Origin of the sequence: Bacteroides xylanisolvens XB1A (genome assembly GCF_000210075.1) — a bacterium.
Taxonomy (GTDB): Bacteria; Bacteroidota; Bacteroidia; order Bacteroidales; family Bacteroidaceae; genus Bacteroides; species Bacteroides xylanisolvens.
Genome location: NC_021017.1, coordinates 2,591,610 through 2,606,511, shown reverse-complemented (window position 1 = coordinate 2,606,511; position 14,902 = coordinate 2,591,610). Strand labels below are relative to the sequence as shown.

Genomic DNA, 14,902 nt, shown 5'->3' with positions numbered 1-14,902 from the left:
ATATCTCTCGACATACTTCCCTTATCTTTAAGAGAGAATTTATTAATTCTGTAATGAACTAATTGATAAATGTTTATCTACAATATAGTTAATCTTTTACGCAACGTACTGAAAGGCCACGTTTTACTTGTATTCCTCCTTTATCAGAAGAATAACCTAACCCATAACTCATATTACTGAAATATACAGTTCCTGCTCCGTAAGTAGCTTGGTCTGTGCTCCAAAAGTCTGTTCTACTCTGTGACTTAGGCATTTCAAAACTTCCGCTCTGATAACATTGTCCGGCAGGTATAACATTAAAGCCATAGGTGTCACGTGGACCTTTAGCGAGATCAGGATTTTCATCTATCATGCCGGATTCTCCCCAACCGTCAGCATCCAGTTTTCCTGTCAATGCTGACCAGACGTTTTTGCAGTCTTTATCGGAGTATTTATTTCCTTCATCATCTGTCCATACATTACCTTCAACTGGTGCTAATTCATCTGCAACAAAATTTTCTAGTTTTTTCCACTCTGCTTTGCTGGGTAGATGCCATCCGTTAGGACAGATTCCTTGAATACCACTTGGTATGGCATCCGCATTTCCACCGGTTGCGTTCTTTTGGTTCATAGCGGCATACCAATTATACAAGACTCCGTATGTCTTGTATTCTTTCGTGGCTTTAGCTGCATTTACATCTTTGCCATCATAGTTGAAAACAAAATAGAGCGGATCTCCATCACTGGTAGCGGCATCTTCCGGTTTGCTAACTGATGGTAAATAAGCCAAGTTCTCTGCCATCCATATTTGTTCACCAATTGTAACAATTTTGTATTCATGATTATCCCGTGGGTCAATCATCTTTCCTTCTTCCGGTTCTGGGGTTGGTTCGGTCTTTTTTAGTGTGACATTTACTTCACTTGTCGCCATGGCACCTTGATCGCCTTTGACGGTCAGTTCAATTTTTAGTGCTCCTACGGCTTGACTGGCTTCGAATGTGTATTCATAACTAAATGGAACAGAAGTTACTTCTGAAATTTGTTTGTCTCCGATTTTAAGAGTAACATTCGATATTTGACCAATGTCAACAGTTGCTTCTCCTTTGATTGTCATCTTTTCAGCTATGTCTATCGTTGCTCCTTCAGTAGGAGAAGATATGGCACATGTTACATGTTGTTCTGGAGCGGGATCATTGTTGTCATCACCGCAAGCCGTTAGTCCTAAGACTAAAAATAAAAGGAATCCTAACTTCTTCATAATTGTATTTTTATTTAGTGAGTAATAATATATGGTTAATCTTTGATACAACGAACGGGGAGTCCTACTCCCGGATTAAATTCTGCATTGGTTACAAATGTGTGGAGGTCTGACCACATACGTACGGTAATACCAAATTCTGGTCCCATTTGTACTCCCGCTGTCGAACTCCACCAACCCGCACTGTAGGCTGAATGCATCCAATCTTCGTCGCCTGCACAAGCACGGAAACCTATAGGCAGACCATTGAATAAGGTTGCATTATTCTTTTCCATCTCAACTCCAACCCAGGTTGGCTGTGGTTCTATTTCTGTGTATTCCGGCATCATCCACATCGTTGTTGAAGCTAGAGCCTTTGCTAGGGCTGTTTCATCTACTTGACCATCATTCATAATTGCTGCCATTCCGGAATCTAATACATATTGAGATAATTTTTGCCATTCTTTTTGAGAAGGAATATGCCATCCATCAGGACAAACTCCTTTTATTATACGTGTTTCATCGGGACCTAAAGCCGTTTCGTTTTGTAGAGCAGCAGGTAGGTTGTAATAGGCTCCATATGCATTCAGGAAACCTTTTCCAAGTTCTGTTTTTGCATCATTATCAAACATTACGTAATATCTTGGTTCGGTTGAGGACACATCAAACTGTTGCTCTGGTAGATAGCGTAAATTTTCTGCCATCCATAACTGGTCTGCAAGTTGTACGGTTTTGTATGTATTTCCATCACGGGTATCGGTTAGCACTTCTCCATATTGAGGGGGAGCAGGCCTGTTTCCTTGTTCTGTTGTCACTGTAATAGTTGCCAAGGCACTACCTTCGTGATCTCCTTTAACTGCTAACTCAATTTTCAGTTCTCCCGGTTCGGCATCTTTGGAGAAGGTATACTCATAATAGAATGGAACTGAAGTGATGTCAGTGATAATCTCTTCCCCGACTTTCAGTTCTGCAGAAATGATTTTACCATAGTTTGTAGTCCCTTCTCCTCTGATAATCAGTTTGTCTGACATAATAACGGTTGCGCCATCAGTTGGCATAAATATCTCACAGCTTACCTGTTGGTCCGGAAGTATTTCTCCTCCTCCGCCTGCTGTGCTATTGTCATCTTTACAGCTTGCACCAAGTAATCCTAATGCCACGATAAAGCTAGTTAATAGTATCTTTTTCATATGTTATTGGATTATGTCTTCTTTAAATAGAATACAGTTAATAAAAATGGACAGATTGTCTATAACCTTCTGTAGTTTTGCATCTTCATATACCCGGAAAACAAAACCGAAAGGATCACTCTCTTTTATTCCGGAAAAAGCGAAAACGAATGTTCCGTCTGTTAACATTACGGGGCCTAATGAGATTGTTACAGAAGGATCTTTTACATAATATAGGTCAGAGCTAAGAATTTCGAATGAGAGATATAAATTGTCCTCGAAGACTCCTAGGTTTTGACCGGCTCCAAAAGCCAGGCAATTGTCTATGGCTTTTGCTTTCAGTTTATAAGGCAATCCGGTTAGAATGTTTGAAAGCAGGTATGTTCCGTCTTCCTGTTTTTCAATGGTGACATCTTTCAAACCGTAATTCATTTGCCCGTCTGAAAACATGCCTTGCCAGGTTCCGGTAAGTTCGTCAACATCATATTGTATTACCTGATAAGAAGCCGATCTGTCTTTTGCTGCCACATTGACAATAGCTCCTCTCATTTTTCCGGAGGTATTTTCTTTTACCTTGAAATTTATTCCCTTCGCATTCTGTTCAAATGACAACCATTCTTGAGCTTCTGCGGGTATGTCTATTGTATAATCGAAAGAACTTTGTAGTTTTATTGGCAGAGTAGCTGCTTTATTGTCGGTACGGAGCATCCATTCGTCTTTGCCGAAGATGAAAACAGCTCCGGATTGATTGATGTTGAATGCTTCTGTCTCTACTCCGTTACTGATTGTCAATAAAGCATTTCTACCGGAGTACCCGGTATTTTCTTTTACTTCGAATACCACTTCATTAGGATTTACTTCTTTCAGCACACACCAATCGACGTCAACATCTGCTGTTATATTTCCTGTTGACTGAAGTTGTATGTATCCTTTTCCGCCGGTAGCTTGGAAATTAGTATTTACAGCTTTGATTTCTAACTTGAATTCGCTGCTTTCCGTATCATTGCATCCCGCTATTGCTACGATGCAAAGTACAAATAAGAATATATTAAAAAGCTTTCTCATAATCGTATTAATTACTTTCGTTTTCTTTTACCATTAAGATTGAGTTATACCAGCTCCAGTAACCCATTAGTCCGGAGGTTGAATATTCATCAGATGAATAAGCCCAGATTATCAATGATGTAATTTCCTGGCTTGCTTTATCCGCAAAGTAAAAAGTGAAAGGGTTGCTGTTTGTCGTCACATTTATCAATCCGTTGCGTAGGCGTGATGGCAGACTTAATTCTGTGTGGGCATAGCCTTCCACACCTGCCGCGCACGCAAAGTAATAAGACGATGAAGAAGTCGAACTTATACTTTGTGAATCTAAAACTAGTTTTCCGCTGGCTTTGTCATACTGGAGGGTGAAGTTGAATCCGCCAATACTTTTCAGTGTATAACTTTCTCCTCTGACTTTAGGAGAGATGGTTACAGATTGCGAAGTTGGCCCTTCGTCATAATCGTCAATCGTTGCAGTGTAGGTACCGATATAGTCTTCATATTGTAGATAGTTTTCGGGATAATATTCTTTAAGTACGATGTCAGTTGCTCCTGCGTCGGTACAAACAAATAGTCTGGACTTTCTATCCCATTTGAAGTTTTGGACTTCAAGTCCGTTGACATTGTACGGGGATTGTAACTTTAATCCTTTTTCTGTGTAGATATAGGGTAAACTTCTTGCACTACTATAATCGGCGCTGTAAGCGGAGAATGTAGCCATTGTGCCATTGTTGCGTATAAAGTAATTCAGTACTTGTCCGCCTTTCTCCATGCGGTATGTATTTAGAAAAGCATCTTTCTCAATGTTAATGATATCTTCAATCTGAATACGCCATGGTATATCTTTGGGCATAGGCGTCATCTCCATTATGTTTTTGTATTTTTTTCCTTGCAGAATTACTTTGTCGGGAGTTGCGCTCATTATAATAAACTCGTAATCCCCTCCTAGGTTCATGTTCAGGCCTAAAGGACCTGAAAACATATGGATCAGTGGGTTGTATGAGTCGAAAGTGAGCATTGTGCTTTGTTCCGATTTTACTTGATACAGAGAGGTTATTATAGTTCCCGGTTTATAGCTTTCTGCGCCTGTTTCCGAAGCCATTTCTACCTGCTTCCCGTCAAATTTCATTAGTAAAGTGACTGCACCTGCAGAATAGTTGCTTCCTATGTAATATTCCAGTTTCCAGCCGTTCGGCACATCTTTAAGAATCTCCTGGCATTTGATTACATCGGCTGTGGCCCTATTGGCAGATGATTCGTCGAATATTTCTTCTTCGGAGAAAAGACAAGATTGCAAAACAATGCAGGCCAATGCCAGAAGTGTGTATATGGATAGATATTTCTTCATAATTTTCATATTTTATTCAATAATACTTAAGTCTACATAGCCGTTTGCTATGTCATCCTGGCGTCGTAGAACAATCTCGCGTAATTCGTCCAGATTGATTCCCCAGGTTTGTTCCATATAACTATAGACTATTTCGAATTTCTGCTTTATGAGTGCACGGCCGTTTTCACCGGCATTTTGCAGCATGTTATTCCAGTAGTCTTTGGTATTTGTGACATACACTGCGATGTTCTCCACAAAATCTTCACGTGATTCACTCATTGCATAAGGAGTGACAAATCCTTGTTGCCATGCATTGCGGTCGGCTCCCACCATATACCAGTCGCTACCGATGTAGGCATTTTCCGTAATACGGTCAAAGGCCGGATCGTAATTTTTGGTTTGATGCAGAATATGTGCGAACTCATGGTGCATTGTCTGGAAATAGTAGTCGTTTAACAGGTTAATATCTATTTGGTCGGGATTGATGTCATTTACATTGTATAATGTAATTTTCATGCCGCCTTCAGCTGTTCCTAATACCATAGTTCCATTGTCTTCATAGGCGGGGGAACCGATAAAGTGGATTGTCTTAGGAATATATTGGCGTAAGAAGTTCGGATTGCCTGTTGCTTCATCGTATGCTTCCAGCCACACATGTTTGATAATTTTAGCCAGTACCACAGACTTTTTGTATTCGGCAGGTGCTAATATGTGTGTCATGTCACTCTCGTTATCTTCCATGCGATATTTTAATGCAATGTTGTATGGATGGGTATAATTGCCTAATATCCACTTGTCGAATGGGCTACGATCTACTTCTTCTGTGGAGAAAATGCTGTTTGCTTTGTCTACGTCTTCGTCATTGTTGCAAGCACCCAGTCCACAGGTCAATGTCATGATTAAACTATATATGATGTATTTCTTCATATTTTTTTCCTCCTAAAGTTATTTAGTCATTTCTTGGATTTGGTTGCATACCTGCTGTAATGACACTGGCCGGTAGCTGAATTGCACGTCTGGGGTCATTCGTGTCCATCTTGTCGGTGATATTCACCAAGGTATAACCTTCATAATAGCGGCGGTAGATTATAATACCATAGCGTTTTATATCTTGCCATCTAAGCCCCTCTTCTAAGGTTAGCAGACGTCTTGCATGTAGAATACAATGTATTAGATTCTCCTGCATTCCTTTTTCTACTACAAAATCCGGATGCAATTCCTTTTTTACTGTCGGAGCTTCCGGTGTGTAATATTTTAGTCGGGCATAAAAATCATTGATTGTCTCCTTGGTCAAAGTTTGGGTGTTTTTTGTAAAGGCTTTCTGCCAGGCATCTATATCAGCGGCAGCTTCGTCATAACGTTTTAGTAACGTGTAGGCTTCAGCTCGGCAAAGCAATGCTTCGTCGGTGGTAAAAGCAGGATACAGCATGTAGCCGATCCAACTGTTGCCCGACGTGAATTGCTGATAGATAACTAAGCGGCGGAATCCGTTCTTTATAGAGCCACCGGGTGAAAATGGGATCTGATGATAACTTGACTGATCTCCCCATGGACCTTCGGATTTACAACTTTCCGAAGCAGTAATATTGTTCATGCAATATCTTTCGCAGTTGGCATAACCCGGATCGGAAACCAATGGCCAATATGAAGCTGCTGATATTACCATTAGATTGGCACGGTTATCTGCATCTACATAAGCGTTCGGCTGTATATTCTTGTTGGGAGATAAAGCTCCTAATGCAGCCCAGTCACGTAAATATTGGGACGCATTATTACCGAGTACTATATTGGCATAATTGATAACTTTCTGACAGTTGGAAAAATCCGGTTGTGTATAATATAGATAAAAGCGGGCTGCAAATGCATAAGCGGCCTTCTTATTAAAATGATATTTTACCCGTGAGTAAATATTGTCATCAATTAAAGGCAGTCCTTCTTCTAAATCGGCTGCAATATTTTCGTATACTTCAGCAACTGTTCCGCGTGAGTATTGTGGATTTACAGATGTTTCCGGTTCTTTTATGTAAGGTATACCCAAGTCTTTGTCTCCATTTGTACCATACGCTTTGCAGAATGTGGTAGCTAATACAAAATGATTGTATGCACGGCATATCAAAGCTTCGCCTTTTTGGGCTGATAATGATTGAGGATTTCCCATCTGCTCAATAGCCGCCAAGGCTTGGTTGGCTGATGCAATGGAGTTATAACAGTCATTCCATAAAGCATGAGGAGAGTCCTGATTTTCTTCAGTCGTTTGTTGCCAACGGTACAAATGTTCGTTTAATCGGAAAAGGTAGCTGTATGCTCTGCTATTTTCATCGATATTGTCACTGTAAAATTCTCCTATGTGGCAGTTGGTAGTCATAGGATATGCAGATACCAGAACTTTAGTAATACTTTCTTCAGTAGTCAATTCGGTTCGGTTATCCGGCATTTCATCTAAAAAGTCACTACAGGAAGTTGTTCCCAAGCATAGAGCTGAAATGAGTGTTGTATATAAGACGTTTCTGTATTTCATCATTTTTATAATTATCTGAGTGGTTAAAATCCTAATCTAAGAGTCAATGTAAACTGACGAGGTACAGGGGAAGCTACTCCACCGGTATTGAAGAATTCCGGGTCCTGTCCGTTGAGTTTTTTATCTGCATAAATCAGGAATAAATTGGTAGCCTGAAGTTTCAAAGATAAATTAGATATCTTTGCTGGTGCAATCCATGATTGGGGGAAGTCATAGGACAAGGATATTTCCTTCATACGGATAAAGTCTCCCTTGGCAATTCGTTCTGTAGAATAATTGTAGGCATTATATGCATACATTAAATCTTTATTATCTTCATATTGGCGTTTCGAGATAATAGCGGGGATATTCGTGCGTTTTTCATCACCTGGCACTGTCCAGCGATTCTTGAATTCGCGTGGCATAGAAGATAAGTCACTGTATTGATAGCTGAAACATGGATTCAAACGTACTACATTACCAAATGAATAGGTGATGAATACATTCAGTTTGAATGCTTTATAAGTGAAAATATTACCAAGACTTCCTGTTATGGTAGGATCAGTAGGACCTTCATATTTTAGGTAGTCTATGTTGTCACGTGTCTGAAAATCAATATCGGTACTGGTTATTTTTCCATTGATATTATACATCGGGATACCATTTGAATTTAGGCCGACAAATGGAATGGAAAACAAACCACGTACCGGGTAACCCTGACGGGCAAAACCGTAACCTGAAACTAAATCCATTACGCTGGAACGGGCATTCAGTTCTGTAACTTCATTTTTTGCTTTGGAAAAGATGAAGTCTGTATGCCATGAAAAGTCTTTCGACTGGATATTCTTACTTGAGATGGTGAACTCGATACCATGTGATTTCATGGAAGCTATATTGGCATATTTGTAGATAGAACCGCCTACTCCTTGTGTCGGGGTAATACCAATCAGGTCATAGTTGTTGCGTTTATACCAGTCGATCGAAAAATTGATCCGGTTGTCTAAGAATCCCATGTCGGCACCGAGGTTCAACTCATGCTTTTTTTCGTAGGTTAATTCACTGTTTTCAGGATCAGATACATAAAGTCCTGTTTCCTGTCCGCTGGTGAAAGGACGAAATGGTGAATAACTAGTGATTATGGCATGTGAGTTGGTCACATATTCCGGTCCTCTATCGGCTGTTAAAGAGTAGGATGCTTTGAATGTTAAGTGTGACAGTACAGAGCTGAATGTCTTGAAGAAATTTTCTTCATGTACATTCCATGCTCCTGACATATTCCATGTAGGAAGCCAGCGGGAAGAACGGCTTTTTCCCATGCGATTGGTGCCTTCATAGCGGAATGTTCCGTTTACTGTATAACGTCCATCATAAGAATAAGTTGCGTTGGCAAAGCCTGCTACACTTCTTGTTGTTGTATGGTTTAATCCATAATAGCTTTCACCGGATTCAATGCCCTTCTTGAAGAATTCATATACATACGATGGTATTTCACCCATTGTATATTGCATTCCCCATCCTTGAAAATAATTTTGCATACGTTTCAAATCATTTACTTCCATACCGGCGAAAAGATTGGTTATATGCTTTTCTGCAAATAAATGATTCCAGGATGCTGTGGCACGGAAGTCTACCCCCAACATACGATAGTCCTTACGCTGGTAAATACCTCCTTCCGGTAGTATACTGATAGGCAAAGCATACGGATTATCCGGATTGGTATACAATAAGTTGTTTTCGTCACGAATGGTAGCGTCGTCCATTCCTGTGCGATAAGCGGTTGCCTGATTCGAGTGATCTTTGATATTGTGTTCTTGTGAAGAAGCCTGATATCTGACTGCTCCTAATGCACTTAGTTCTAACTCCGGAAGTGCTTTCCATTTTATTTCTCCTTGAAACTTAACATCAGCTACATTCAAATCCATATAATTGTTATCCAATTCATGGAGGATATTGAACGGTGCATAGTTGGCTGTATAGTCAACTGTTGGATCTAATGCACGTGATGTATTTAGTGCATACGAATAGGGATTGATGTCAAACTGACGGGTAACTTCTCCACTTGCTGCATTAACCTCTGAACTTAGTGTCCCGGGGGCTTTCTGTTTACGGTAGGAAGCACTGGAGATCAGGTTTATAGATAAATTCTTATATATATTATATGTTGTATTTAAATTAGCAGTATAACGTTTTACTTCGCTTTGTTTATACCATCCCGGATCTGACATCGCACTTAATGAAGCATAGAATGAAGACTTTTCAGTTCCGGAAGTGATGCTGACCGAATGGTTTTGTGTAACGTTGTTGGAAAATAAGGTATTGAACCAGTCGGTATTTCTCATTTCCGCTTCGCGCAGGTAAGCATTACGTGCTTCCGGCGTGTTGGCAAGTCCGAATTGTCCTGTAACCGGGTTATATTGATTGATTAATTGATACATACGTCCATATACACCACTATCTTTGGCACGGTAAGTATCGCTGTTATTAAGCCATCCTTTCTGCTCCATCTCTTTGTAGATTCCCATTTGTTCCTGCGAATTCATAATGTTGAATTCTTTATAACTGGGAATCATACGGGTTGTAAATTCACCGGTATAGCTCATTTTGCTAACGCCGGCTTTTCCCTTCTTGGTTGTTACTACAATAACCCCTGCCATGGCTCGTGCGCCATAGATAGAGGTTGCTGATCCGTCTTTCAATATTTGAAAGCTCTCGATATCATCTGAATTCAACCCGGCAATGGCTGAACTGATTAGCGTCTCTGCATCTCCTGAAGATAAGTCATCCGGACCTACGTCAATAGCATCCTCCATGATGACTCCATCTACTACCCATAATGGCTTTGAACTACCGAAAATAGATGTGGCACCGCGTACCCGAATTTTCGGGGCAGTACCAAACGTGCCGGAAACATTTTGTACAGATACGCCTGCGGCGCGTCCTTCAAGTCCACGGCTGATATCAGGCAAACCATCTAGTTTCACTTCATCTGCGGACAATTGTTTGGTTGCTCCTGTAAACAGGCGTTTATCCATTTTTTGCATACCTGTTACTACTACTTCTGATAAAGTTTGTACATCAGGCATTAATGTAACATTCATAGTTGGGGTAGGAGTCAGATCTTGTGGCTTCATTCCTATATAAGAAAATTGTAACAGGGATTTATTGGATACATTTTCTATCGAAAACTTTCCGTCTATGTCTGTTAATACACCGGACTTGCTTCCCTTGATGACAACAGTTGCACCGATGAGAGGCTGTCCGTCATCACCGGAAATTACCACTCCTTTTACATTGAATACTTTCGCTTGTTTGGAAGGACCTTTGGAAGTAATTGTGATAAATTGATCTTCAATATGGTATTCTAGTGGCTTATTGGCTAAGATAATATCGAGAGTCTGCTCTATACTCTTATCTTTGACAGAGCCGGAAACGGTGAATTTCTTGACATCGTCATACGTAAATAGGATTTTGTAGCCGGAGAGTTTTTCCAGACGTTTAAGTACGGACGGCAATCGTTCGTTGCTAATCTCAATCGTGATTTTCTTTTGTGATTGCGTTTGAGCATTAACTTGGTAAGGCTGGAAGCACAATACGCATAGAAAACACACAATAAATAAGTTCCAATTATTTCTCATACGTTTGTTTTTAATAACACTATTTGGATATGTTTATATAACTAATGCGTATGAGAAAAGAAAATGGATACCCCTTTTGCGATTTATTTTTTAATAAAAGTGATATTTTGTTGTTTATTGCATAGATTTGTTATACTTATGCAATAAAAACCTAGTCTATGGTAAGCGTATTGCCTTGCAAGGTGACAGTGACTTTTTTCATTCTATTAAGCAATGAGATTGTATGCTCTAAATCTTTAGTGCGATCGGATATGAAGTGCATTTTATACGTCATTGCTTCTTTGTTTCTGAATTCTATGTTTACATTGTACCAGCGTCCTAAGTTTTGCATAATATCTTTCAATGTAATATTGTCAAAATAGAAATAGCCGTCCTTCCAATAGACGTAAGAGTCTAAGTCTACTTCTGTTAGAACGAAATTTCCATCAGATTGCAGGTGGGCGTCTTCTCCCGGATATAGTCGGGTATATGATCCTCCTTTTGTGTTACTTACTTCTACTTTCCCGTTAATAAGTACTACATGAGTATCTTCGGGAGTATAGCTACGTATATTGAATTCCGTGCCGAGAACGCGGGTTTGGACTGACTTGGTTTTTACAATAAAGGGATGCTTGGCGTCTTTGGCCACCTTGAAATAAGCTTCGCCTTCTAAAGTAACGATACGCTCGTTGCCAATAAAGGCTGTAGGGTAAACAAAATTACTATTAGCATTCAGCCAGACTTCTGTGCCGTCACATAATACCACTTTGAAACTTTCACCTCGTGGTACGGTAAGTACATGTGTCTGTGTAGTTGTTGAGATGACTTGCCTATAATCCAGCTCTTTCTTTTCAGACTTTGCAATGGCGGTTTTAGGCAGGACTTGATTGTTTGACTGCGGTTCGTCTAACACAACTTTTTCTCCGTCATCTTTTTGCAAAACAATATGTTGGGGAGTAGTATCAGCAGTGAATACAGTGATTGGTTCGAGTGCAGGGGTTGTCAGGCTATTAATTAAATAGTAACTCCCGAATAGAACGGTAATCATGGCGGCTATTCCGATAGTTATCTTCCAGAGATTGGAACGCATTCGTGTTGAATGTTGTTTTTTCTTAAATCGCTCCAATTCCATTTCTACATTAGGAAGCTCTATTCCTCCTTTTTGTTGTAGGAAAAGACTACTATCCATGATGTCGCGACAAGCTTGCAGGACTTCTTTATCTTTAAGCATCTCCTGCAGCTGTTCGTCGTTTATCTCTGAAGAACTCTCCATGATGTCGAGCGCCTTCTCTACAGATTCATCTGTATTATTTATATTGTCAATATCTTTATTCATCACTGTTTGACTGTATCATACTTATTTATATTACGTTTAATCATAAAATAAAGATACCTGATTTATGATTTTTTTTGCACATTCTTCACGTATCACCTGTAATGCTTTCACAATATGCTTCCTGACTGCACTGACACTGATATTTAATTCTTCTGCCACTTCCTGATATTTCTTGCGTTGAATATAACATTCTTCTAAAATATGCCTGGTATGTGGAGTCAGTTTTTCCATTGCCTTGCTGATATGCATCATTCTTTCATCCTGCTCCAGATATTCCGTTTCAACATAACTTTTGGTCAGTTCGGAATAGATTTGTACATACTGTTCATGTATATTCTGATGTCGCAGGAAGTCAATGCTTTTGTTGCGAACGTAAATGTATAGATAAGATTTAGCCGTGGCTTTATCTATTTTTGCATAATTGGCCCAAATAAATTCGAAGGCGTCGCTTACGATATCCTTGCTAGCCTCCATATTATTAATCAGGTGAAATGCATAATAATAAAGTTGAGGATAGTACTCTTTAAAAAGAAAATCAAAATCGGCCTTATCTTCCACGTGCTTTAAAAGTGTTGAATAGTAAATAAATCGCGTTGCAAATAAACAAATAATAATTGAGAAAAGCAAAATGGCTTTTATTTTATATTTATCGTATCTTTGTGGCATCATATTTTTTCAATTAATATTCATGTAGGACCTGAAAAGTAATAATGGAGAGTATTTTAATTACAGGCGCGAGTGGTTTTATCGGCAGTTTCATCGTGGAGGAAGCGTTGAAGCGAAAGTTTGGTGTGTGGGCCGGGATTCGTTCTACGAGTAGCAAGCGGTATTTGAAAAACCGGAAAATCCACTTTCTGGAACTGGATTTTGCGCACCCTAATGAACTTCGTGCCCAACTCTCCGGGCATAAAGGCACTTACAACAAATTTGATTATATCATTCATTGTGCCGGTGTTACAAAGTGCCCCGACAAGCACTCTTTTGACTATGTAAATTATCTTCAGACCAAATATTTTATCGATACGTTGAAGGAGCTGAATATGGTTCCGAAACAGTTTATCTATATCAGTACATTGAGTGTGTTCGGACCTGTACGTGAGAAGGACTATACTCCGATAAAAGCGGACGACCCTGCGGTACCCAATACTGCTTATGGATTGAGCAAACTGAAAGCGGAGTTGTATATTCAGAGTATGCCCGGTTTCCCTTATGTCATTTATCGTCCTACAGGAGTCTATGGACCTCGTGAAGCTGATTACTATCTGATGGCAAAGTCTATCCGGAAACACGTTGATTTCTCGGTAGGTTTCCGTCGTCAGGACTTGACCTTTGTGTATGTAAAAGACATTGTGCAGGCTATTTTCCTGGGAATAGAGAAAAAAGTAGTTCGTAAGGCGTATTTTTTGACAGACGGGAAAGTTTATAAAAGCCGTGCCTTTTCGGATCTGATACAAAAAGAATTGGGTAATCCGTTTGTTCTTCACTTGAAATGTCCATTAATTGTGCTAAAAGTTATATCTTTGTTCGCTGAATTCATTGCTACACGTTCCGGGAGGAGCAGTACCCTGAATTCGGATAAATATAAGATAATGAAACAACGCAACTGGCAATGCGATATAACCCCGGTAATGGATGAACTGGGGTATGTGCCCGAATATGATTTGGAAAAGGGAGTTCGGGAAACCATTGCCTGGTATAAAAATGAAGGATGGCTTTAGACTTATTTAAGCGCGTAGAAACCCGGAAAGGGTTGTTTGCTGTGGAAAAGATTACATTGATTTATAATCTGTTGACTTCCATATTGATTCTGTTCCTGTTTCAGCGGATGGATCATCCATGGCACATGTTGCTGGATAGGGCTATGATCGCGGCTATGACTTTTTTATTGATGTATCTTTATCGTCTTGCTCCCTGTAAATTTTCGGCGTTTGTGCGTATTGTCATTCAGATGAGTCTGCTGTCTTACTGGTATCCGGATACTTTCGAGTTCAATCGTTTCTTTCCGAATTTGGATCATGTATTTGCAACTGCCGAACAGTTTATTTTCAATGGTCAGCCTGCTATTTGGTTCTGCCATACGTTTCCACATCTTATAGTCAGCGAGGCATTCAATATGGGATATTTCTTTTATTATCCGATGATGCTGATTGTGGCTCTATTCTATTTCATTTATAAATTTGAGTGGTTCGAAAAGATGTCTTTTGTGCTTGTCACTTCTTTCTTTATTTACTATCTGATTTATATATTCGTTCCTGTTGCAGGCCCTCAATTCTATTTTCCTGCCATTGGTATTGATAATGTATCTAAAGGTATTTTTCCTGCTATCGGTGATTATTTCAATCATAATCAGGAGTTACTTCCCGGACCGGGCTATCAGCACGGATTTTTTTATAGTTTGGTGGAAGGCTCGCAGCAAGTGGGTGAACGTCCTACGGCGGCATTCCCCAGTTCGCATGTAGGCATTTCTACTATTCTGATGATTATGGCTTGGCGTGGCAGCAAGAAGTTGTTTGCCTGTCTTATACCTTTCTATATGTTGCTCTGTGGGGCTACCGTATATATTCAGGCGCATTATGTGATTGATGCCATTGTTGGTTTCTTCTCTGCATTCCTATTGTATGTAGTCGTAACCTGGATGTTCAAAAAGTGGTTTGCGCAGCCGATGTTTAAATAGAAACCAAAGACCTTGACGTTTTAAT

11 protein-coding genes are annotated in these 14,902 nt (G+C 39.8%); 2 read left to right on the top strand and 9 right to left on the bottom strand.

What is annotated here, in order from left to right; genetic code table 11:
• Positions 1–88 precede the first annotated feature (88 nt).
• From BXY_RS10475 to BXY_RS10435, 9 genes are all read right to left on the bottom strand, one after another.
• Positions 89–1,237, bottom strand: a complete 1,149-nt coding sequence (locus BXY_RS10475) for an FISUMP domain-containing protein (protein ID WP_008643920.1) — start codon at positions 1,235–1,237, stop codon at positions 89–91.
• A 35-nt stretch (positions 1,238–1,272) separates the two neighbouring features.
• Positions 1,273–2,406, bottom strand: a complete 1,134-nt coding sequence (locus tag BXY_RS10470) for a fibrobacter succinogenes major paralogous domain-containing protein (RefSeq protein ID WP_008643925.1) — start codon at positions 2,404–2,406, stop codon at positions 1,273–1,275.
• A gap of 3 nt (positions 2,407–2,409) precedes the next feature.
• Positions 2,410–3,450 carry a BACON domain-containing protein gene (locus tag BXY_RS10465; RefSeq protein ID WP_015531855.1) on the bottom strand — a complete coding sequence of 347 codons (1,041 nt, stop codon included), beginning with the start codon at positions 3,448–3,450 and terminating at the stop codon, positions 2,410–2,412.
• A gap of 7 nt (positions 3,451–3,457) precedes the next feature.
• Positions 3,458–4,774: a DUF4302 domain-containing protein gene (locus BXY_RS10460; protein WP_008023439.1), complete on the bottom strand. Its 1,317-nt coding sequence runs from the start codon at positions 4,772–4,774 to the stop codon at positions 3,458–3,460.
• Positions 4,775–4,786: 12 nt separating this feature from the next.
• Positions 4,787–5,683 carry a zinc-binding metallopeptidase gene (locus BXY_RS10455; RefSeq protein ID WP_015531853.1) on the bottom strand — a complete coding sequence of 299 codons (897 nt, stop codon included), beginning with the start codon at positions 5,681–5,683 and terminating at the stop codon, positions 4,787–4,789.
• A gap of 22 nt (positions 5,684–5,705) precedes the next feature.
• Complete coding sequence (locus BXY_RS10450) at positions 5,706–7,274, bottom strand: RagB/SusD family nutrient uptake outer membrane protein (protein ID WP_004317017.1); 1,569 nt, start codon at positions 7,272–7,274, stop codon at positions 5,706–5,708.
• A 23-nt stretch (positions 7,275–7,297) separates the two neighbouring features.
• Complete coding sequence (locus BXY_RS10445; protein WP_061447875.1) at positions 7,298–10,888, bottom strand: SusC/RagA family TonB-linked outer membrane protein; 3,591 nt, start codon at positions 10,886–10,888, stop codon at positions 7,298–7,300.
• Positions 10,889–11,039: 151 nt separating this feature from the next.
• Positions 11,040–12,203 carry a FecR family protein gene (locus tag BXY_RS10440; RefSeq protein ID WP_008643931.1) on the bottom strand — a complete coding sequence of 388 codons (1,164 nt, stop codon included), beginning with the start codon at positions 12,201–12,203 and terminating at the stop codon, positions 11,040–11,042.
• Between the two features lie 36 nt (positions 12,204–12,239).
• Positions 12,240–12,869 carry an RNA polymerase sigma-70 factor gene (locus tag BXY_RS10435; RefSeq protein WP_208946918.1) on the bottom strand — a complete coding sequence of 210 codons (630 nt, stop codon included), beginning with the start codon at positions 12,867–12,869 and terminating at the stop codon, positions 12,240–12,242.
• A gap of 44 nt (positions 12,870–12,913) precedes the next feature.
• Between BXY_RS10435 and BXY_RS10430 the strand changes: the two genes are divergently transcribed.
• The gene (locus tag BXY_RS10430; RefSeq protein WP_008643933.1) at positions 12,914–13,921 is read left to right on the top strand and encodes an NAD-dependent epimerase/dehydratase family protein; all 1,008 of its coding nucleotides are present in this window, start codon (positions 12,914–12,916) and stop codon (positions 13,919–13,921) included.
• Positions 13,912–14,877 carry a phosphatase PAP2 family protein gene (locus BXY_RS10425; RefSeq protein ID WP_004302696.1) on the top strand — a complete coding sequence of 322 codons (966 nt, stop codon included), beginning with the start codon at positions 13,912–13,914 and terminating at the stop codon, positions 14,875–14,877. Before BXY_RS10430 ends, BXY_RS10425 begins: the two co-directional genes overlap by 10 nt.
• The last annotated feature ends 25 nt before the right edge of the window (positions 14,878–14,902 follow it).